The organism is Lederbergia graminis (assembly GCF_042655485.1).
GTDB classification, from domain to species: Bacteria; Bacillota; Bacilli; order Bacillales; family Bacillaceae_C; genus Lederbergia; species Lederbergia graminis.
In genome coordinates this window covers 36,910-59,648 of the sequence record NZ_JBHSMC010000010.1, presented here as the reverse complement: position 1 = coordinate 59,648, position 22,739 = coordinate 36,910, and the positions used below count along the sequence as shown (strand labels likewise).

Sequence of the window (22,739 nt, the reverse complement as noted above, 5' to 3'; positions counted from 1 at the left end):
CACCTCCTATTCCTTCATTCCGGAATGAGCCATTGTTTGTAAAACCATTCGCTGAGTGATGATAAACACCATAATTGTTGGAATTATCATCAAGAAACTTGCAGCAGCAAATGTACCAACACGCGCTACAACACCAGCTCCACCACTAATGGATGTAATTGCAAATGGAATCGTCTTAATCTGATCTTTCGTTGCATACATCGTAGAAGCATATGGATCATTCCAAGCTGAGATAAAGCTAAATAGTGCGAATGTGGCAATTGCTGGCTTTAATAAAGGTACAACAATTTTCCAAAGAATTACCCATTCATTGGCACCTTCTATCCTTGCCGATTCTAGTAACGAATCCGGAATTTGCTTCAGGAATTGAATCATTAAGAAAATACCAACAGGAGCTGCTAGTCCAGGTAGTATCATTGCCCAGTACGTATTCATCATTCCAGATTGGCTGATGATTAAGTATTGAGGAATTTGTAATACTACTGGCGAGAACATTAAAGCTGTAACGATTAAGTTAAATACTGTACTTTTTAGCGGCATCGTATGCTTTGCTAATGGGTACGCAGCCATAGCAGAGATAAGGACCCCAAAAATTACAATTGCAGATGTTACGACCACACTATTAAATATATAGCGTGAAAACGGTACAGTTGTTGTACCTGTTATAAAGAATAAGTCCCGAAAGTTAATTAATGTTGGGTTGATCGGGAAAAACCTCGGTGGGAAAAGGAATAATTCACTGACAGGTTTTACAGATGTTGATGCCATGTACACTAATGGTGCCAGGAACAACAATCCGCCTATTGTCAGAAAGGTATATAGAAAAACTCCTCCCCAATCAATTCTTTTTCTGGCGACTCCAGCTCTCATCCTTTAATCCCTCCCCAGTATTGCAAAGATAAATTTATTTAGGCCGAGCATGATGAGGAATAGGACAACAGCAATTGCTGATGCATATCCCATTTCAAAACGGATAAACGCATAGTCATGTAAATGGGATAGAATTGTATGTCCTGCATACAATGGACTCGGGAATCCTACAAGCTGGGTACTTACATCAAAGATTTGTAATGACTGAACCACCTGCATAACAGCACCGAATAATAATTGTGGTTTTACAGAAGGTAGTGTTATATACCATAGTTCTTGCCAGCGGAATCTAATACCATCAATTTTACCCGCTTCATACAATTCTTTAGGAACGTTTTGTAAACCAGCTAAGAAAGCAAGGAATCCAATTCCCATACTCATCCATAATGAAACGAATATAATTACAGGGACAATTGAATCAACATTTTGCAAGAACAAATATGGTTCATTCAAAATACCGAGTTTGATTAAGAAGTGGTTTAATAACCCTTTTCGGTCCCCTGCAAAGAAATACAACCATACTACTGACATAGCAACCGCACTTGTTACGGACGGCGTATAGAAACATAGCGTATAGAAAAATCGGAATTTTTGTGGTACTTGCGTAATAAACCAAGCTAATAGGAATGATAGGATATATCCAAGTGGTCCTGTTACAAATGCTAGTGTAAAGGTAACTCCTATAGCTTTTAGAAATATATCATCATCTACAAATAGCAATCGATAATTCGACAACCCTACAAAATTTGGAGATTCAATAATGTTGTAGTACGTAAAACTTAATGCTACAGATGTAATAATTGGAATTATTGTAAATACCGTAAACAGGATCAAAAATGGTGCAAGAAGTAAATAAGAAATCTTATTGCGTTTCATTTCTGTCCATGTTTTCTTCCATCTTCCCACTGGGACATGGTGTCCCGGTAGCGTTTCCGCTACCGAGCTCCCATTAGTATTAGTTGTCACATTCGAAGACAATTTTCTTCGCCCTCCTATTCATCGCTGGATTTGGTCTTAGCCGTTTCTAAACCAAATTCCTCACGTTTTTTCCGGAGTTCCTTATTGATTTCTCTAACCCCTTCTTCTACTGCTTCACGAACCATTTTTCCGTTCAATACTATCTCATTCCACATATTTGCGATGTGACGTGTTGTAAAGTATCCACCTACAACAACTTCCCTTTCTCTAAACCATTCCCATTGCTCCAATACTGCATCTAAGTCAGCTTGGTCCCAAGGAAGTCTTTGTAGTGCTTCAACGTTTGCTGTATTCCAGCGAGCTTCAACACCAAGAAGTGCTTCAAGTTCAGATCCAAATCTTTCTTGTGCATCCGCACCTGTCCACCATTTTAAGAATTCCCAAGCTTCTTCTTTCATTTCAGAATCCTTAAAGATGATACCAGTTTGTCCAAGTCCACCAGTAGAACGATTAATTTCACCATTTGGTTGTTTGATTCCTGGATGTGGTACCATTCTCCACCAACCAGTTAGCTCTGGTGCCGCAGTGGATAATAGAATATACGTACCATAGTCAGCTACCCCAATTGGCATTTCTCCAGATCGGAAGCGGTTATAGAAATCAGCTTGTTTTTCAATCTTGTAGTTTGTAAATAGTTCCGTCCACATTTCCATTGCTTGTAGGGCTTCAGGTGAATCGAGTTTAGAAGTCATCCCCTCTTCATCATATAAATCCCCACCGTGTTGGAATAGGAATGGAGCAAATTCATTAACTGCTAAAGCAGAGTTATTCGGCGCATGTGGATAATAGAAATCCATACCGTTTTGTTGTAGTAATGGGATAAGTTCCATTACTTCTTCCCATGTTTGAGGAATCTCATCATCATCTATTCCTAGTTCCATCATGATATCTTTACGATAGAATAACATGTTAAAGTTTTGGTTTTCTGGTAATGCGTAATCGCCACCGTCATATTTGTATGGTATTAATGCACCTGGTCTAAACCGTGCAGCAACTTCCTCATAATCAGGGAATTCGTTTAAATTAACGAGTGCATTACGTACCGCGAAGTCGATTGGTGTTTCCCCTTCAACTCCAAGTGCAACATCCGGTGTCAATCCGGCTGTATTCGCTAACAATAATACTTGCATCTGTCCTGCTGGAATTAAGTTAACGTTAACTTTAATTCCTGTTTCAGCTGTAAAGTCTTCATCAATCATTTGCTTGATGATTTGTACCCAGTCACGTCCACGAGAGATCCATACTTCAAGTACTTCTTCATCTTCATACACGTTCCCTACTCCGTTATAGTCTCTAACAAATGAGTAAGCCAAATCACGTGTACTATATGCCAAACGCTTATACCAAGGAGCATGGTCTCTTGGCCAATCTACGTCAGGTGATTGAATCAAAATATAGTCAAGCAATAATCTTTGTCCACTTAATGTGTTAATCCATGTACCTAATTGAGATTGCAAGTCATTAATGGATTGTAATCTTCCTGGAATTGTTCTTGTATCATCAGCCATTCCGATTAATGTGTCACGTACTTCAAGTAACGTACTTACATCCGAACTTCCTTCTTTAACACCAAGTTTATAAAGTTCTTGCACTACTTCATGAATATGAGTAGCTAAAATATGAAAACGTGGTATTAAGTTCGGAACACTACCTTCTAGATCCCAGTCAATGTTAGGGTCTGGACTTGTACCTGTAACACGAATAATTTCACGATAAATAAGTGATAATTTCGTTGTTGCTTCCCTAACTGTTTCTAATAGAGGTCCAAGACTTCCTAATTGTACCTCCATTCGAATCGTGTGCTTTCCTTCTTCTAGGTAGAATAAGTAGTCTTCTTTCTCATCCATTGTCCCAATACGCTTAATATTGAACTGCGCTTGGTATGGGAATAGCACTTCATTCATTTCTTTAAATGGTAATTTACCATCAATCGTAATTTTTCTTTCTACCGGGAATCCGTTTAAATACCATTGACCGTAACGCATTCCGATATTATAAAGTCCACTTTCAGGTACTTCAAATTCCCATTCTGCCCATTGTTCACCATTTCTCCAACCATCTCCACCGAATGTATTTAATACAATCGCTTCTTTATTGAATGGTTCCGTGTCTGGTTCTCTATCTTCCACACGTTTTAATGTTGGGTCAGAGCGAAGAACAGCATCTTCTGCTTGGATTTTGATTTGGATACCTTTTGTTTCTTTATATCCTTTTTGTTCATATGTTTTCTTCACATCTTCATATGAAGGTAGGACGATTGGTGAAAATACATGAAACTCACCAATTGCAGCCGGTTCGCGTACACCTTCAATGCGTACTGTATGCTCACCTTTTTCCATATAGAAACGAAGTGGCTCTCCAACTTTTGCTTCAGAATCTCTCAATTCTTTGTACTGCCAACCAAAAACTTCTTCTCTTGCTGGGTTAAATTCATTTCCTTGGTTGTCAAACCATGTCTCTTCCGCTTCTTCCCACATACGTTGGAAAGTTATCTTTTTCGCTTGGAAAAATGGATATTCTCCGTCTAATTTGATACTTCTTACGACATTAGAGCGCTTTCCTTCTAGTGCGTAATAGTCCATTCCAATTTGATAGTATCCGTCTTGTGGAACTGTAAATGTAAACTCAATCCAGCCTGTTTCATCTTTAATTGCAATCGCTTTATCAAAAGGTGCACCAAGACCACTAATTTCTTCTACACCTTCTTCACTGATAGCCGAGTATTCTTGCGATGGAATTTTCAAGTCGAAACCTGTTGTATCTGTAGCTCCATCAAGATTATGATTTTGATAGTATTCATAAAATGATGGTTCTAGTAATGCAGATATATCTTCATCAGCTAGTATAGATCTTTCTTCAATATCATCATATTCAGGAATACCAGCCATGACAGCATCATCATATCCACGAGTTTGCCACCAAATAGTTATCGATCCAACTAGTAATATCGTAACTGTTATGCTGATTGCATACTTTCGGAGTAAGCGTAACAAGGAATCCTCCTCCATTTCTATTTCGAATAAATTTCTCCCCATAAAACTCTGTTGAAAAACACTTTATAGCTATTGGTAAATCCACAATAGCCTTTTTAGAATTTTTCTATGAATTTTACTATTCATTTGATTACACAAAAAAGCAAGAATAGTAATCTTCGAAATACTAACTTTATACTTTTTTTAGGATACCCCCTTACTACAACCCCCTTTAGGTAATTCGGTGGTGATTGACTAATAGAATAGTACCTTAGGTGTGCATGAATGATAACGGTGTAATCGTTTACATCACCTTTTGCCCTAATATTATCGCAAAACTAGTACTAAATCAATATTTTTTTTACATTCTTTACATCTTTTTGAATTGTTTTTCAATTCTATTAAGTCATCCACCATTCCCCCTAATAACTAGATTGCTAGGATTATTATTCATTGGGTGTAACTACTAACTTTCTAAATGACATTCTATAATTATGATATCCCCCAACAAAGGTTTGGGAATTAACCCACATTTCTTTACCATCATCACTAATAAATTTTGATGGAATCACAGTTGCATATCCTCCGTATTTATTTTCTGACCAAGGATATTCACCAAAATCTTTTGACAAGAACAATTTCCATGGACCCCAAGGAGTCGGTGACTCATAAAATTCAAATGTAAACTCGGTCCATGACGAATATATATATCTATTGAGAGGTTTATTGTAGACAATGCTACCTTGGGACAGTACAGACATATTACTAGGTTCCTTTACACGATCGACATAAACTCTTCGCTCGTCTTGCAGCACTGGTTTTCTTAATTCGATTTCACCAGGAGCAGACCAACTAGCATTACCTTGCAAATCACCTGTGTAAAATTCCCATTTACTTATATCTTGTATACTATCCTTTGGGATTCTAGCTAAGTATAATTTTGTTGGATCCGGTACTGTTTTCGAAAAAGAAGCACGCCAGTTATTATCTAATCCGTATGCATATACATAATCATCGAAACAGTTGTTTTCTCCATCTTTTCCATAATCCAAAAACATCAAAGTTGTATATACATGATTATTAAACATTGGTTTTTCTTGATCCCATGTCCACGTTTTCCCTTTATCAGTGGATTTAACAATAGTTGCTGCAGGTACATCATTGAAAATCCGGCCACCCTCAGTCTCTTTATTTAAATCTTGTACGGTCAAGTAGAGACAACCATCTACAGAAACCATACCTGTTGGCTTTCTGTTATATTTTTCAGGGTCACTCCATACTTGACTTACTTCTTCTCCTGAGGAGATCCTTTCACCAGATAGTGTTCCGGATGCTATATCTCCCTTCACAACATTAACTACAATATCTCCCCACTCACCATTTAGGTCAAAACCTTTTCCATCTCCATTTGCTGTATAGATGTTATCATCATCGGACCAGGCTTGTGGCCATAAATCACCATCACTTAATGACTGATATGTTCCATAATCTTCTATGATTGCGTGTTTAAAAAATGTACTTCGCTCTGGAGTAATGATACTTTGTTTTTCAGCTGTCATATGAAACCCTCTTTCAAGAATTATTACTATCTATCCTATTTGGCTAGTTGTAGACTAATAATTCTGTTTCAAACTCAAAAACTTCGGTTGTATCTCGTTTACCTTCTACTAATTTCTTTATTATGATTCCACCTATTGTTTCTCCAATCCTATATGGATTCTGTCTAACGTAAATGATGTCCGTACCACGTAAAATTTGTGCGGCCTCTAATTCTCCATAGGATGCTAGATTAATATCTTTGGAAAGGTGATATCCGTTCTTTACTAATTCTAGTAAAACACCAAAAGACATACTGTTATTAAAAGCGATAATAATAGAAGGCATTTCCGGGAGCGTCATAAAGTATTTAGCAGCTTCTTCTCCACCTTTTTGAGTAAAATGTCCATCGACAATATACTTGGTGTCAATTTCAAGATTATACTGCTTCATTGCCTTTACAAAACCTTCATAACGGTCTCGCCCAGTGCTAATATGCATTGGACCATTTACTACACCAATCTTTTTATGACCAAGCTCTAACACATGTTTTGTTAATTCATATGCCCCGCGAACACTATTTTCCTTAACGATATCTATCTTAAAGTCAGTGTCCATATTATCTAGTTTTCTATCCATCAGTATGATGGGAATACCACTTTTTTGAATTTGTTTAATTAGGTCCTCATTTCCACCTGAAGTGGAGAGAATAATAGCATCTACTCTTTTTCCATAGAGTAGTTGTAATAAATCGCGCTCTTTCTCTTGACTCTCATCACTACTACAGAAAATCAAATTATATCCTTTTTGATAAATTTGATCTTCAATTCCTTTGGAGATGGTCATGTAATATGGATTGGAAATATCCGGAATGATGACTCCAATTATATTTGTTTTATCACTTTTTAGGCTTCGCGCAACTGCATTGGGCTGATAATTCATCCTCTCTACTGTTGCTAAAACTCTCGCCCTTACTTCATCACTCACAAAGCCTACTTGATTCAGCACCCTTGATACGGTAGCAATAGAAACACCTGATTCCTTTGCTACATCTTTAATCGTTACCTTCAGCATATGAACATCCTACTTTATTCTTATTTTTGGAAGGAGATGCATATGATAAAAGTCTCCTAATGACATAGAAAAACTTTTACATGTATGACATTTACCGTGAGATGTATCCCTCCCTATCATACAATAAAAACCACCTTGTTTTGAAAGCGTTTACCGCCGTTTTATATTCTGATTATACAATTTGCGACATCATTATGCAATATTATTTACTAAATTAAGTTAGTATACTGAATATGCAAAAAACTAGATTTTTCATTGTAGCTCCTGTATTTTTTATGGACAGGAGCTACATTTTATTCTATTGTTCAATGATACTTAAATGCCACATATCGTTTATTTCTCTTATTTTCTTCAGATCACATTTCGGCTCCCTATTGTAAGTTAGTAGACCGTTTATTTCTTGCTCTACATCCGTTAATTGCGTATAACAATATCCATGTAGAATTTTCGATGCATAAACAGCTTCCATTATTCGACGGTAATCTTCGACAAATTCTTCTTCAGTTTTTACAGAAGTGTAACCCCATCCTGCATCCTCACCAACTTTGAAGCCGATTCCGCCAAATTCCGTTAGTAAAATTGGCTCACCTTCATGTGAGAATCCATTAGCATATATACCACGATGTGCTGGTTGGGACTTAAGTATTTGATCTTTCGTTGCTAAAGATTCCTTGTAATATTCATATTTAGCCGACTCTTCTTTTCTACCATGATTGTAATTATGGATTGCACAAATATCTGTTTTAGTTAATTCCCATCCATCATTTGAAATTACTAAACGTGTAGCATCAAGCGAGTGAATTAGATGATAAAGTGCTAACGAATGATTTTGTTGCTGTTTGTTTGAGCTAATAGAAGGTACTCCCCAACTTTCATTCACAGGCACCCATGTAACGATGGAAGGATGATTGTAATCACGTTCTACAATTTCAACCCATTCTTTCGTTAATCTAGCAGCCGCAGTTTCACTATAATATGGAGATGCTGCACATTCTCCCCATACAAGGAAACCTAACTTATCTGCCCAATAAAGGAATCGTGGATCTTCTACTTTTTGGTGTTTTCTACAGCCGTTAAAGCCCATTTCTTTTGTTAATTCGATATCTTTCTTAAAATCCTCGTCCGTTGGTGCAGTTAACAAGCCTTCTGGCCAATAACCTTGGTCAAGAACAAGTTTTTGATAATATGGACGGTTATTTAAATACACCATTCCATTCTCCGTGTGGATTTTGCGCATTCCAAAGTATGCATCTATTGCATCAATAACCACATCTTTACCTTTGTTAATTAATTTAACTTTCAAATCAAACAAATTCGGAGTTTCTGGCGTCCAATTCCAACCATTATGATGGAACGCAGTCCTAAAAATCTTTTGTTGGTATAGGTTTATTGCTCTTTTCGTATATGGAGCTGTAATTTGAATTGTATCTGTTACTACATGTTGATCTTTAAAGCTTATTTCAATTTCTGCTTCCGTTTCAGCGTATTTCCCATTAACATCAAATTCAATGATGATATCTCCTGCATCTAAGTCTGGTGTTAAGCGTAATTTAGAAATATTCGTTTCATGAACGGGCTCCAACCATACTGTTTGCCAAATCCCGGTTGTACGCGTATACCAAATAGCTGCAGATTTTTCTTCCCAAAACTGTTTACCTCTTGGAATTGTCTCATCAGTAGATGGATCTTCAACATGAACGACAATCTCTTCTTTTCCCCAAGTTAATGCATCCGTAATATCAAAAGAGAATGATGTATGACCACCCTCATGTGTACCTACTAACTGGCTATTAACATAAACCCAAGCCCTGTAATCTACTGCACCAAAGTGAAGTATAACCTGCTTATCATTCCACTCTTCTGGAACTGTAAATTCCCGTTTATACCAAACATGATCACAGAAAGACGGGTCATGGATACCACTTAATTTCGACTGATAGGCAAAAGGTACATTAATCTTCAAGTCAAAGTTAGAATTTTTATACCATTTTTCCTTTAATCCTACATTCTCACGATCAAATGCAAAATCCCACTCGCCATTTAGATTTAACCATTCTTTCCTTACTAACTGCGGTCGAGGATATTCTTGTCTGTAAGTCATCTGTATGCTCCTTTAAAAAGTAATCTCTATTTTAATTTAATTTCTTGTTCATCTGAAGTTGGTCCGTCAACCTTTAATTTACCATCTTCAAAATACAAACGATCAATCGCCATTTGTCGATTGCCACTCGGTTTATCAGGATGTGTATGAATATGATAAACAATATAAAGCGTTTCGTTATCAGGTCCAACTGTTACACTATTATGACCTGGACCAGAAATTCCTGCATTCATATCCTTAACTAGAATCGGATTTTCTTCTGCCTTAACAAATGGCCCCATTGGTTTTGTTGCAACAGCATATCCAACACTGTAATCTGAGCTTGCGTATAGATTAGCAGAATACATCAGATAGTACTTGCCTTCATGTTTTAATACAAAAGGACCCTCATTCCATTGATAGTTACCAGCTATCACTTCCCATTCACAATCTGGTTGAATAACTAGCTGAGGTTCTCCTAATAACTCTGTTAGTTCATCATTCATCTTTTGAACGAATATCTGACTGACGTGTTGCCCATCGATAATATTCTCCGAGCAATCCCTTACATAATAGCAATAGGGTGTTCCATCTTCATCTATGAATATATGAGCATCAATAAAAGAACCCTCTTCTTTTACGATATCTCTATTAATATCAATAAATGGACCAAGTGGATCTTGACTAGTTGCTACTGCAATACGTAAATGTCCTTCTTGATTACGTGCACTATAGGTCATGTAATATTGATTTCGATGGAATATTACCTCTGGTGCCCAAAAAGCTTCTGTTCCCCATACTACAGGTTGATCATCTTTCGAATAAGCTAGTCCTTTTTCTTCCCAATCAACAAGGTTGTCGGATTGCCATACTTTAAATCCATTTGGAGCAGATGTTGCATACATGTAGTATGAACCTTCTGTCTTCAATACAAAGGGGTCACCAATATTACTCATGCCCCCGACAGGGTTTTTATACGTAATAACATCTGTACTGGAATAAGACATTGCTAGTCGCCTCCTCACGATTGTATTCAAGTACGATAATTTTTGTTATCGTTTTCAAACATCGTTGAGTAGATTATACGAAACTTTCTTTCTATTTACAATCAAATCTAGCAAAACAATCTGAAATTTTCTTGAATTACCCCTTCTACAAAAAATTTATGAGGTGGGGGAGTATACCTCATAAACTTTTTGTAGATGGGAAATGCTGCAAAATATGACTCAAAACAATCACGGTGGCACTAATATTTGCAGATGCCACAGGACGTGACGATCCTAGTCATCATCCGATTTTGAATTTAAACTACTTCAGGTTCATTCGATGCTTTCACTTCATCATGTAACAACCAATCGCGTTTCGTCGGTTTATTATCACGGTCATCATCAATTAATCTAGCATGTAACATTAATTCAAATAATTCACTACGAAGCTTAGCAAATTCCTGCTTGTTGTATAAATTGTTCATCTCTCCTGGATCATTAACTAGGTCATACATTTCACCATCTCTATGATGAGGGTTATACCATAGCTTATATTCTTTTGTACGGATCCCCATTGTTCCATTACCGTCTGCGAGAGTTACATAGTCTCGAATTTCTTTTCCTTCATTCATAGCTGGAACTAATGAATGGCCAGGTAAAGAAACATCTGGTGTCAGTCCCATCAGATCAAATAAAGTCGGCACAAAGTCTACACTTGATGCCAAATGATTGATACTTTCTCCTGCCTTACTGCCGTCAGGAATACGAATCATAAATGGAACCCTTGATTCCGCATCATAATGTGTTGCTGCTTTATTAAATAAGCCATGCTCTCCTAATAAATCACCATGATCTGCACAAAAGATGATAATCGTGTTATCTAGTAAATTCTGTTCTATTAGTTTATCTTTAATCATTCCAATACAATCATCAATCATCTTTAACAAGCAATAATGTGCCGCAATCCCTTTTCGCATCATACCTTCAGAGATATTGCCAAACATTTTTTTAAAGTGATCGTGGCGTCTCCGGAAGGCTTCAGATTTACTAGCATATTCTTCTGAATTAATATTATCCGGTAATTCAATATCTTCTGGTCTACAAAAATCTAAATATTTTTCAGGCATGACATATGGTTCATGAGGTGCATGAAAACCTACAAACATAGCGAATGGTTTACGAGTACTCAATTTCTCTAGTGCGTCACATGCCCGTCTTGCTACGTGAATATCAAAGTAGTTGTCATCTGACTCTGGACTTGCTACTGGTTCAAAATGATTCCAACCATCTTGATCCCCGAATGAATTACCGACTGGAACTTGAATATGGAAACTACCAGCATGAATCATATGTGTTTTTCCAACCGAAACACTTCTATATCCATATTCACGCAATATCGACATCCACGTTGTTTCGTTACCAGTGCTAAACTTAGCATTTCCGGAAACACCTGCCTTCCAAGGATGTCTTCCTGTGAGGAACGTATGTCGCGATGGTACACAAGGTGAAGCAGCAGTAAAAAAGTTATCAAACGCTATAGACTCACTACGCAGCTTTTCCATATTGGGGTAATCTGCATATTTAACGCGATTTGGCCCTATTGAATCGGCCCGCTGTTGATCTGTCATGATAAAAAGAACATTCTTTTTCTTTGTCATTAACTTCAGACCTTTCATTTTCATTAACTAGTTTCATCTTAATTATATAGAATAATCAAGATGAAAAAATGTCATTATGTTAGGTTAAAGGTTATCAATTTGTTGTTTGAAATTCATGTTAGTCCATACAGCGAATTCCCTCTTGCCATTCTCATATTTTTCATAATAAAATGAAAATATACTATATTCCACTATGGATAAAACAACGATGGGGAATCCAAGTTAGGAGGTTCTGTTATGCAGGAATATGCACACGAATACGCTGAACATTGGTTATACTATACGACCCCATTGGAGAAAAACGGAGGCATATGGCCGATTAGAGCAGGACACAATCGAACGAAGCCCCATTTCAAAATTGGCCCAAGGATCATTAACTATTATAGTCTCCATTTTGTACTAAACGGAAAAGGTAAACTCGTTCAAGGAAACATGACGAAAGAACTCAAAAAAGGCGATGTATTTTGCCTTTTTCCTAAACAAACTCATTATTATATAACGGACCCTGATGATCGTTTAGAATTATTCTGGTTAGCACTAGATGGCAAACAATTAGTTTCTTTATTAAACCGAATTGGTTTTACCCCCTATTCCTTCCACATTGAAAGTTTTATTACAGACAAAATTATAGAAGTTTTACAAGAAGTCATTCGTCACTTTCAACAGTATTTAAAAGATGATGAGCTCCAACGCTTAAGTTATATTTTTAATTTACTACATCATTTATCTGTTGAAGCATCATCTCGTAAGCTATCTACCATAACACCTGTAAACTGGATTCAGAAAAGTAAACAATATATGGATACCCACTATACGGAAGATATTACTGTAAGAGATGTTGCAAAATATATAGGAGTTCACCGCTCCCATTTCACAAAAGAATTCGTAAATGAGTTTGGAATAACACCTGTACAATATCTCCTGTCACTAAAAATGAACAGAGCAAAAGAAATGTTATCTGAAAAGTCATTTTCCATTACAGAAATCGCCTACTCACTCGGATACGCAGATTTATACTCCTTCTCTCGCGCCTTCAAAAACTTCTTCGGAGTATCACCAACGAAGTATGTAGGGAATGAGATATAAAAGAAATAAGGGAGAAAAAAACATGACAATAACAAACAGAGTTGTTATTGTCATGTTCTTTTACCACACCGATTGTCTAACAGGTAATGGATCTACAGTTTCAGCCATCCGATCACATAACCGCTGATATAATTCTAGCTTTACAGATCTATATTCTGGATTATTCCATTCGTTTACATATTCAAAAGGATCCACTTCTAAATCGTATAACTCTCCCGTACTCTCTCCATGATACGCTATTAACTTATATCTTTCCGTTCTCACCATTGTAGCAAATGCTACATGTTCCCCGTGTTTAAAATTCGCATTATAGTGTTCACAATACACATCCTCACGGAATGAATAATCCACATCTTCATTGATCAGTAATTCATACAATGATCGTCCTTGCATTCCCTCATAAATAGGTATACCTGCAGCTTCAAGTAATGTAGGAGCAAGGTCAACTAACTCTACTAGTCTATCAATTCTTCGATTACCTTTTATCTTCTTAGGCCATGAAATGATAAGTGGCACCTTCACTGAAGCCTCATAAAAGTGTGGCCCCTTCAAATATATTCCGTGGTCACCTAATAATTCTCCATGATCTGACATAAAAATGATAATCGTATTTTCCAATTGTCCTGTTTTCTCTAGTGTTGCTATCATGCGACCTACTTGTTCATCGATTAAGTCTACCATTGCAAAATAGGCTGCACGTAATAATCGGTGGTCATAATCATTCATCTCAGAGTATGCTAAGTTCCCTTTCATTCCATATGCACCGTTATGATCAATTTGTTGGTAAATAGGTTTGTTTTCTGACTCTCCCACTTTATAATTTGGCAATGGAATTTCATCCATTCTTTCTAAATATCGCTGTAAGTATGCTTTAGGCGGATCAAACGGATGATGCGGATCAAATATATTTACAGAAAAAAGCCATGGTCGATCATAATCTTTATTAGATTCGATGAATTGAATTGCTTTTTCCGTGCACCAAGTTGTTTGATGATATTCCGCATCAGGACCATATTGTACATAATTACTTTCTTCTACAATTTCTCTTTTGAATTTCTGCCCTTTTTCCTGTAACCACTGGACATATTCATTTGTAGGCCATTCCGGTGTAGCGTGATGCGACCAGTGAAACTGAGCATAACCATCATCAATCCTATTTTCTTTAATTGGAGCAACAGATGGATGACATGGGGAAATATGCAGTTTTCCAGATAAACCACAAATATATCCTGCATCTGCAAGCAATTTTGTAATTAGTTGCTCATCCTTAGGAATAGCTTGACCGTTTTGTCTACAACGGGTTGTTCGAGGATACCTACCTGTAAGGAAGCTAGCACGACTTGGTGTACATACAGGACTTTGACTAAAACAATTTTCAAAAAGTACTCCTCTTTCTGATAATCTATCTATATTGGGTGTTTTTACAAGTTCATTTCCGTAGCATTCTAATGAATCAAACCGCTGTTGATCCGTACAAATCCATAATATATTTGGTTTCACTAATTTATACATCTCCTCTGTGTCATCCTTTTACAAGTGTTCCTTTTGCACTAGCTGCGAAAGCTTATTTTTGACTGCTACTTCTAGCACTGGATTTGTTTTCTTCATTTCGATAAGTAAAAGTTCACGCATAAATTGTAATGCCTCTAGTTGTTCCTCTATATCTGCGAGATTAACATTTTCATATGGGTCATTTTGGATGTCGTATAATTCTTCCTTATCACTAAATCTGAATATATATTTATAGTCTTTCGTACGAATCGAATAATTAACACTATCTATATTAGGATTAAAATCCTTAGCATTAATATACTCACCTGCTCCCCCTTCATTTCCATCAAATTTAAATGATTCTGCTAGGACATACTCTCTTATTCTAGTAGTACCGTTCCCTATTAAAAGATTAGCAAATGATCGACCCTCGACTCTTTGTTGAATTGGTACTCCTGTAAGCTCTGCAATCGTAGGTAATAAATCGATAAGGGAGACTAATTCTTCACTTCTCCCATCTTTTATCTCACCATAGTTTGCTATGATTAGAGGGACACGTAAAGCTTCTTCATAGTGTAATGGGAATCCTTTTTCTACTAATCCATGGGAGCCCATCATATCACCATGATCAGAAACAAACACAATAATTGTGTCATTGAAAATACCCTTCTGTTTCAAATAATGAGTAATTTCTCCGACCTGATCATCAATTAAGGCACAAAATCCTAAATAATGAGCAATAAATCTCCTCCACTCGTACTCATCTAGATTGGCCAACTTTTCATATCCTGAATTAAAAACTTCTGTTGCTTTCCCATCCATTCCCTTGCAAAAATTTGGAGGTAAAACAACTTCTTCAGGCGAGACTATTGTGTCGTAAGGTTCCGGTACAATCATAGGAAAATGAGGTGCATTATAGGAACATACTGCAAAAAATGGCTGCTTATCTGGTCTACGTTCTAGCAAATCGAGAAATTGCTTCGTTTGCCACGTTTCTAAATAATCTTCCAATGAAATTTCTGATTTTCCACAAGGAGCCTTACCTGGCTGATTCATTTTTTCTAGATCTGCCTTTGTAAGATTCTCCACATGTGAATCTACAAGTTCATATCCTTTTGAATAAGCATATTTTCGATATGGTTCTATAAATCGCCCTCTATCCCTTCCATTTAATATCGCTGGGATAGAAGACATATCATTAAAATGGAATTTACTTGGAGTTGTTCCTGGAACATGCCATTTACCGGTATAAATGGTATGATAACCAGCCTCTTTAAAATTCTTTATAAGTCCCTCATCTTGCAAATCTGGTCTAATTCTCCTCCAATTTCCCATCACATGATGTTCGTGAGGCATTAACCCTGTCCATAAGCTTGCTCTTGCTGGACAGCATAATGGATTAACGGTATAGCACCTGTCCATCGACATTCCACTTTTTGCAAGTGCATCAATATTTGGAGTAACCGATGTTGGGTTCCCATGGGAGCCCAATGTATCCCATCTTTGTTCATCCGACATGATAATTAAAATATTCTTTTGAGTTTTCCTCATCAATGGCAATCCCCTTCAAAATTGATTAAGCCAATAGTTTTTTCATAAATAATTTTGCCACTTCTCCCCTTAGCTCTGCTAATTTCTCTGCATATTCGGTTTGATTTATCACGTTTTCAAATTCATTTGGATCTTTTTCGAGGTCAAACATTTCATCATGTTCACGATTATTTTTATTGATATGAATATATTTGTATTGACCATCACTTACGCAAATAAATCCTTCCCCTTCGGAAAACACGTATGGATAACCACCAACTTCAATAGATTCATTAAAATCACGGCCATCTGTTGGTACCGGATCGCTAATACTTGCAACTTTCATACAGGTTGCCATAATATCAGTTAACATAACTTTCACATCTGTTGTGTAACCTTGAGATGATCCTGGATACTTCACTAAAAGTGGAACATTCGTAACATCCTCATACCCACAGTCACCTTTCCCCCATATTCCATGTGCTCCTAACATCTCCCCATGATCTGCTGTAAAAATAATAAGAACATTGTCACCGAATTTCCTTTCCACTACCTCTAAAATTCTCCCTATATAATCATCGATTTGAACAACATTCGCATAGTAATATTTCCGCAATGTATACCAATATTGATTCGAATAATTCTTACATGCTTTACCCGGTGCAACCCCTGCACCATCAATAATGCCTCTCCCGTCTCCATGATAACTTCGATGGTGGATTCGACTATCATCATCGAATTCTCCTTCCAAAAAAGACATCGGAGTGTCTTTACTCATATCAACCCTATCTATATATTTCTCTGGAGGATCAAATGGATAATGCGGACCACTAAAGGATATCCAACTAAATAATGGTTGATCCCCTGAGTATTTCTGGATAAATTGTTGTGCTTTCCTTCCTACCCAACTATCTGGATGCCATTCCTCAGGTCCAGGAAATGTAAATACTTTACGATTACCTTGCACATTCCATGTTGCATCCCGATAAGCTTGTAAATATCCTACTTCATCTAGTTCCTTCGCATAATCATCATAGAACCAAACTGATACTTGTTTATCATCTTGCAAATCTAAATGGTCAATGCCTAAATTAACATAACATTCCCTAAATTCATCATAAGGAAGTGTAACATCTGGGCGAGTTTCTCCATAGGGTACAGGGGAAAAATGACACTTACCAAATAAGGATGTCTTGTACCCCACTTTCCGCAGCTCTTGAAAGAGATTTGGGATTCCAGTATCTAACTCACATTTACGAAAATTACTATAAGCACCGCTATTATGCGGGAATTGCCCTGTTAACATGGCACATCTAGAGGGCAAACACCATGGACTAACCGTATATGCTCTTGAAAACCTGATACTTTGTTCTGCTAAACGATCTAAATTTGGGGTATCTATCGCTTTATTGCCATAACAGCTTAGTGCATCCTTCCTTAACTCATCCATTGTGATAAAGACAATATTAGGTCTTTCTTCTTTCATGCTTCTTCCCCTCTTTCTATCAGCATTTACAATTGATTCATGAGAAGAAAAGGGAGACGATAATCTCCCTCAACATTGTCGCTTATTTATACTGTGTTTCATATGCTTCATTATGAATTTCTACAAATCGCTTTAAATTCATAGACTCCAGTGTTTCAATATACTTATCCCAATCCTTCTCTAACGACTGATCACCAGTTACAAAAACGGGCCACCATTTCACCGACATAATCATTAATAGACTTTTGTAGGGTTGCTAACTCATTTGCTTGTTCTTCTGTAAAGAATAATGGTGGAACCATTTTCTCAGGATCTTGTTGATAAGGCGCATATTTTTCTTTCGTTTCATTGTATAGCACACTTTCAATATTCCCCTCTTCACCCACGAGACTTGAGCGAAGAGCCTCATCTTGTATATGTGTGCCTGTTTGATACCAATGACTATTTTGTACACTTCCAAAACTTATTAGCTTCTTCCATTTTCCTGGTTCTCCATTAATTCCAAGTTCACCATCTTCCGCCCAACGCCATTCAATATCAGGTCTACCATGAACAGCTCTTAACGTTATTTCTTCCGAAAACATCGCATCAGCCCATCGGAAAGCTACCTCCGGATATTTCGCAGCACTAGTAATTATAAATACGCCATTGGCCATTGGATACGAATCAAAAGGAGTAACCTGTAAACCATTTGGTCCTTTCAGTGGCGGTACTGTTTCATAATCACTCCATCTATCTCCGCCAATATCCGCAAAATCTTGTGGTATACCTGCGGCCACAGTACCTAAAATTGGAACTCCAGGGTGATCACCCATTTGCTTTAATTGGTCCTTATCTTGTGTGAAAGTTTCTCCAACTAGTAATCCTTCCGAATATAACTTATTTAAGTATTTCAGCCCTTCCCTCCAACCGTCTTTATTAAATACTACATCAATTTCTCCTTCCTCATTAAAAATCATCCGATTAGAAGTTGTTTTATTCGTAAATATGAAGGAATTCATTAAGAAGTTTTCAATATTCATATTCCATCCCGTGGTAGCTCCTGCTAGTGGAATTTCATCCGCTTTTCCATTTCCATTCGGATCTTTTGTCTTAAATGCTTTTAACACCTCATAAAATTCATCTGTTGTCGTAGGCATTTTAAGATTCAGCTTTTCTAACCAAGGAGTATAAATCCACATTTTTTGTCCCATTAAACCGTGATAATTTTCATTAATACGAGGTAATGCATAGATATTTCCATTCGGTGCAGTGATTACATCCTTTACTTTCGGGTATTTTCTAAATAACTCTTTTGTTTCTTTTCCATATTCATCAATATACTTATTTAAAGGTAGAAATATCCCTTGTTGTCCATACACTAACTGTTCTGTTGGTGATACTCCAAAATTCAAAATAACATCTGGATAATCACCACTAGTTAAAATAAGATTTAATTTTTCTTTAGCTCCTTTTTGCGGTACAACTTCCCATTCAATGTGTACATTTGTCTTCTCTTCATACCACTTTGTAAATTCATTTGTTTCAAAATTCTCTATAAGTGCATTTCCGTGAACTAATACTTTTAATGTTACTTTTTCATCAACGATTGGGAATACTCCTGCTGGATTAACTGCTACTTTTTCGTCTCCATTGGCTTTATCCTTTTTACCAAAACATCCAGATAATAATAAGGATGTAATTACGACTATCAAAAATAAAGGTGAGATAATCTTTCGCATTAAACAATAACCCTCTCGTATTGGATTTGTAATTCATATTAAATTGACCATGGATTAATTTTTTTTAGTAGTCAGTGTGCCTCAGCATTCTAGTAATCTATTATTTATACTTCGCATCATAAGCTTCTTGATATATTTCAACAAATCTCTTTAAGTTCATATTCTCCAATGTATCTAAATATTTATCCCATTCCTTGGAAATGTCTGCATCACCTGTAACAAAGCGTGCTAACATTTCATTCACATAGTCACGAATTGTTTTTTCCAGCGTTGCAAGCTCAGATGCCTGGCTTTCACTAAAAAATAATGGTGGCACAATTTTATCCACATCTTGTCGATACGGATCATAATTCTTTACTGTTTCCTCGTATAAAATTTGCGCCAGTTCACCTTTTTGTGTAACAAGCCCTTCTCGGAGTTCACGCGTTTGTAAAATCGGACCAGTATGCTCCCATTCAAAATTTTGTATCCCACTAGGTTGAACTAGTTTTTTCCATGATCCTTGTTTTCCATTCAGACCTATTTCTCCTTCTTCAGCCCAATCCCAATGTTCACCTAAGGTACCATTGTCATTTCTAATCGTTATTTCTTCTGTATACATCATTTCTCCCCAGCGATAGGCAACTTCAGGATATTTTGCAGCGCTTGTTATAACAAATTGCGCATTGGCATTAAGTCCTTCTAGAGAATATGGAGCTACCTGGAGCTGATCCGGCCCCTTTAGTGGTGGGATTGTAACATATTCTTGCCATCTCCCACTCTCGCCACCAATTTGCGTAAATTCCATTGTCCCACCTGGTGCAACACCAAGAATTGGAACATCTGGATTTTCTCCAAGGCGTCGTAATTGATCAATATCCTGTGTAAATGTTTCAGGTGCCAATAGACCTTCGTCATACAATTTGTGTAGAAACTCTAATCCTTTTTTCCATTCTGGCTTATTAAATACAACATCTACCTTGCCATTGTCGAGAATCGTATACCCATTTCCTAATTTATGTGTATAAATAAAGGCATTCATTAAAAAGTTATCTATTTGAGCATGCCATCCTGTTGTTGCTCCTGCCAATGGTATTTCATCTGCTTTTCCATTTCCATTCGGATCTTGCGTTTTAAACGCTTTCAAAACTTGGTAAAATTCCTCTGTTGTAGTTGGCATATCTAAATTCAACTTTTTTAACCATGGTTCATAAATCCACAGTTTTTGCGGTGAAGCTGTATGTGGATTTGCATCAATTTGCGGTAGACCATAGATATTACCATCTGGTGCTTTAATTGCTTCTTCAGCACCTTCTACCTCTTCAAATAATCGTTTCGTCCCATAGCCATATTTATCAATATAATCATTCATTGGCCGGAAGACACCTTGCATCCCATACACCATTTGCATCGTAGGAGAAATACCAAATCCCATAATGACATCTGGATATTCGCCACTTGTTAATATAAGATTTAATTTTTCTTGTGCATCCTTAGGCGGTACCACTTCCCAATCAATGTGTACATTTGTTTGTTCTTCATACCATTTTGTAAATTCATTTGTTCCAAAGTTCTCTATGTTCGCTCGGCTTTGAACTAATACCTTTAAAGTCACTTTTTCATCCACTATCGGCAATTCTCCTGCAGGACTGATGGAAACCTCTTTCACTTCTTCATTTGTTGATTTTTTTCCAAAACAGCCACTTAAAACTAGAGAAATGGTAATGAGTAATATAGCTATTGATCTTCTCACAAATAACTCCTCCATTATTCTCAAATTGTTATGCCTTTCTGTTTAAGTAGAGTTTGTGAATCTTCAGATAGATCTTGATACTTAACCATACATCTAGCAAGTCTCTTCTTCATGTCTTGCAATAGGCTATCCAAAGCAGGATCTTCCACTAAATTCTTCCATTCAAATGGATCTTTTTCGAGATTATACAATTCATCTGTATCATCTAAATGAGCTACATATTTATAATTCTTCCAATATAAAACTCTTTGAATTTTGTAATGATTTATATGACCAAAATGCTGAGTCAATAGTTCTTCTCGCCACTCTTGCGGGTTTTGATTTAATAACGGTACTATACTTTCACCGTCCATATGTGTTGGAACCTGAATTCCTGCCATCTCTAAAATCGTCGGCACCAGGTCCATATTAGATACTAATTCGTCACGATTATATTTCCCATCGGTAACACCTGGCCATCTAATTACCATTGGAATGGACATAGTTTCTTCAGTCAACATAGAGTCTTTATCAAACAGACCACCGTTTGAAGCGAGAATATCACCGTGATCCGCGGTATAAATGACGATTGTCTCTTCCGCAATCCCTAAGTGTTCCAATGTATCTAATATCTTCCCGAGACCAGTATCTGTCTGTTCATAATGTTCATATGCTCTTCCCACAATTGGTTGCCATTCTTCCCAAGTAGTAAAACCTGTCTTCGCCCTCCATTCTTCACGATCTCGCTTATGATAAGCTGGCCGATCACCAAAGTCATTACTGAAATTTGGATATTCTGGTATTTCTGTTGGGTTCATCGTATCTTTAAATGTTTCTGATACTAAATAAGGTTGATGCGGACCCCAAGTATCTACCCTTAGAAAAAACGAGTCTCCGTCTTCTACTCTCTGTTGAAGCCATTCACTTGCCATATCTGATAAAAAATAGGATTCTGTCGTTTCAGCAGGAGCTTTAATAATCCCTGTCGTCGGATGACCTATCCCTACTTTTGGGTGAGGAGAAATTCCTTTCACTGTTAAATCAACATTTTTGGAAATCTCGCCAGTAGGCCTCCATTCGACATCCACAAATGGGGTTGGTAGATTATGTTTTTGTAAGTATTCTAGATATTCATCTGTCCCATAAGGATTACCATAACCTGGTACCGAATATCCTTCAAAGCCACTATCCTGTGCAACTCCGACACCAGCATGCCATTTTCCAAAATAACCTGTACGATATCCTTCATCTATCAAGTATTTATTAAACACATTTATTTCTAATTGATTCAAATCTACTTTTTTTCCATTATTGATGATTCCGTGTTTGTGCGGATAAACACCTGTCATCAAACTACCCCTCGCAGGGCCACATAGCGGAATAATAGAATAAGCACGATTAAATTCTATTCCTGTTTTAGCAATTCGCTCATACGTTGGTAACTTAGGCTTAGGTCCATCCGTATCTCGAAAATGTTTCCACATAACATGGTCTTGTACGAACCAAACTATGTTCATTTTTTTCTTTCCCTGACCTTTTTTCATCCTTTCACATGCCACC

General features: G+C 36.9%; 16 protein-coding genes. 1 reads left to right on the top strand and 15 read right to left on the bottom strand.

Going from position 1 to position 22,739, the window contains the following annotated elements:
* Window positions 1-6: 6 nt before the first annotated feature.
* From ACFPM4_RS07525 to ACFPM4_RS07490, 8 genes are all read right to left on the bottom strand, one after another.
* Window positions 7-870, bottom strand: coding sequence for a carbohydrate ABC transporter permease (locus tag ACFPM4_RS07525; protein ID WP_382349656.1), 864 nt, complete (start codon window positions 868-870; stop codon window positions 7-9).
* A gap of 3 nt (window positions 871-873) precedes the next feature.
* Window positions 874-1,848 (bottom strand): carbohydrate ABC transporter permease, encoded by a 975-nt coding sequence (locus ACFPM4_RS07520; protein WP_318281024.1) that lies wholly within the window; start codon window positions 1,846-1,848, stop codon window positions 874-876.
* A gap of 14 nt (window positions 1,849-1,862) precedes the next feature.
* Window positions 1,863-4,841, bottom strand: coding sequence for an extracellular solute-binding protein (locus ACFPM4_RS07515; RefSeq protein ID WP_382349652.1), 2,979 nt, complete (start codon window positions 4,839-4,841; stop codon window positions 1,863-1,865).
* Window positions 4,842-5,266: 425 nt separating this feature from the next.
* On the bottom strand, window positions 5,267-6,379 hold the full coding sequence (locus ACFPM4_RS07510; protein ID WP_382349649.1) for a DUF4185 domain-containing protein: 1,113 nt from the start codon (window positions 6,377-6,379) through the stop codon (window positions 5,267-5,269).
* A 43-nt stretch (window positions 6,380-6,422) separates the two neighbouring features.
* Window positions 6,423-7,430 (bottom strand): LacI family DNA-binding transcriptional regulator, encoded by a 1,008-nt coding sequence (locus ACFPM4_RS07505; RefSeq protein WP_382349646.1) that lies wholly within the window; start codon window positions 7,428-7,430, stop codon window positions 6,423-6,425.
* 298 nt (window positions 7,431-7,728) lie between these two features.
* On the bottom strand, window positions 7,729-9,531 hold the full coding sequence (locus tag ACFPM4_RS07500; protein WP_382349644.1) for a glycoside hydrolase family 2 protein: 1,803 nt from the start codon (window positions 9,529-9,531) through the stop codon (window positions 7,729-7,731).
* 26 nt (window positions 9,532-9,557) lie between these two features.
* Entirely contained in the window at window positions 9,558-10,517 is a 960-nt protein-coding gene (locus ACFPM4_RS07495) for a glycoside hydrolase family 43 protein (protein WP_382349641.1), read from the bottom strand.
* Between the two features lie 296 nt (window positions 10,518-10,813).
* Window positions 10,814-12,154 carry a sulfatase-like hydrolase/transferase gene (locus ACFPM4_RS07490; RefSeq protein WP_382349638.1) on the bottom strand — a complete coding sequence of 447 codons (1,341 nt, stop codon included), beginning with the start codon at window positions 12,152-12,154 and terminating at the stop codon, window positions 10,814-10,816.
* 237 nt (window positions 12,155-12,391) lie between these two features.
* On the opposite strand from ACFPM4_RS07490, the gene ACFPM4_RS07485 reads away from it, so the two are divergent.
* Complete coding sequence (locus tag ACFPM4_RS07485; protein ID WP_382349635.1) at window positions 12,392-13,240, top strand: AraC family transcriptional regulator; 849 nt, start codon at window positions 12,392-12,394, stop codon at window positions 13,238-13,240.
* A gap of 60 nt (window positions 13,241-13,300) precedes the next feature.
* On the opposite strand, the gene ACFPM4_RS07480 is transcribed toward ACFPM4_RS07485, so the two are convergent.
* The 7 genes from ACFPM4_RS07480 to ACFPM4_RS07450 all read right to left on the bottom strand — a co-directional run bounded on the left by ACFPM4_RS07480 (window position 13,301) and on the right by ACFPM4_RS07450 (window position 22,723).
* Window positions 13,301-14,740: a sulfatase family protein gene (locus ACFPM4_RS07480; RefSeq protein WP_382349632.1), complete on the bottom strand. Its 1,440-nt coding sequence runs from the start codon at window positions 14,738-14,740 to the stop codon at window positions 13,301-13,303.
* Between the two features lie 30 nt (window positions 14,741-14,770).
* The gene (locus ACFPM4_RS07475) at window positions 14,771-16,282 is read right to left on the bottom strand and encodes a sulfatase-like hydrolase/transferase (RefSeq protein WP_382349629.1); all 1,512 of its coding nucleotides are present in this window, start codon (window positions 16,280-16,282) and stop codon (window positions 14,771-14,773) included.
* A gap of 25 nt (window positions 16,283-16,307) precedes the next feature.
* Entirely contained in the window at window positions 16,308-17,747 is a 1,440-nt protein-coding gene (locus tag ACFPM4_RS07470; protein ID WP_382349626.1) for a sulfatase family protein, read from the bottom strand.
* 82 nt (window positions 17,748-17,829) lie between these two features.
* The gene (locus ACFPM4_RS07465; RefSeq protein ID WP_382349623.1) at window positions 17,830-17,976 is read right to left on the bottom strand and encodes a hypothetical protein; all 147 of its coding nucleotides are present in this window, start codon (window positions 17,974-17,976) and stop codon (window positions 17,830-17,832) included.
* Window positions 17,939-19,468 (bottom strand): extracellular solute-binding protein, encoded by a 1,530-nt coding sequence (locus ACFPM4_RS07460; RefSeq protein ID WP_382349620.1) that lies wholly within the window; start codon window positions 19,466-19,468, stop codon window positions 17,939-17,941. Before ACFPM4_RS07460 ends, ACFPM4_RS07465 begins: the two co-directional genes overlap by 38 nt.
* 100 nt (window positions 19,469-19,568) lie before the next feature.
* Window positions 19,569-21,200: an extracellular solute-binding protein gene (locus ACFPM4_RS07455; protein ID WP_382349617.1), complete on the bottom strand. Its 1,632-nt coding sequence runs from the start codon at window positions 21,198-21,200 to the stop codon at window positions 19,569-19,571.
* A gap of 20 nt (window positions 21,201-21,220) precedes the next feature.
* A complete protein-coding gene (locus ACFPM4_RS07450) occupies window positions 21,221-22,723 on the bottom strand; it encodes a sulfatase-like hydrolase/transferase (protein ID WP_382349614.1) in 1,503 nt (500 codons plus the stop codon).
* Window positions 22,724-22,739 lie beyond the last annotated feature (16 nt).

Coding starts and splice junctions, on each gene's coding strand:
- ACFPM4_RS07475 (WP_382349629.1), bottom strand. CDS start 16,282: ATGAGGAAAACTCAAAAGAATATTTTAATTATCATGTCGGATGAACAA.
- ACFPM4_RS07485 (WP_382349635.1), top strand. CDS start 12,392: ATGCAGGAATATGCACACGAATACGCTGAACATTGGTTATACTATACG.
- ACFPM4_RS07525 (WP_382349656.1), bottom strand. CDS start 870: ATGAGAGCTGGAGTCGCCAGAAAAAGAATTGATTGGGGAGGAGTTTTT.
- ACFPM4_RS07450 (WP_382349614.1), bottom strand. CDS start 22,723: ATGAAAAAAGGTCAGGGAAAGAAAAAAATGAACATAGTTTGGTTCGTA.
- ACFPM4_RS07460 (WP_382349620.1), bottom strand. CDS start 19,468: ATGCGAAAGATTATCTCACCTTTATTTTTGATAGTCGTAATTACATCC.
- ACFPM4_RS07490 (WP_382349638.1), bottom strand. CDS start 12,154: ATGACAAAGAAAAAGAATGTTCTTTTTATCATGACAGATCAACAGCGG.
- ACFPM4_RS07500 (WP_382349644.1), bottom strand. CDS start 9,531: ATGACTTACAGACAAGAATATCCTCGACCGCAGTTAGTAAGGAAAGAA.
- ACFPM4_RS07470 (WP_382349626.1), bottom strand. CDS start 17,747: ATGAAAGAAGAAAGACCTAATATTGTCTTTATCACAATGGATGAGTTA.
- ACFPM4_RS07505 (WP_382349646.1), bottom strand. CDS start 7,430: ATGCTGAAGGTAACGATTAAAGATGTAGCAAAGGAATCAGGTGTTTCT.
- ACFPM4_RS07495 (WP_382349641.1), bottom strand. CDS start 10,517: ATGTCTTATTCCAGTACAGATGTTATTACGTATAAAAACCCTGTCGGG.
- ACFPM4_RS07510 (WP_382349649.1), bottom strand. CDS start 6,379: ATGACAGCTGAAAAACAAAGTATCATTACTCCAGAGCGAAGTACATTT.
- ACFPM4_RS07465 (WP_382349623.1), bottom strand. CDS start 17,976: ATGTCGGTGAAATGGTGGCCCGTTTTTGTAACTGGTGATCAGTCGTTA.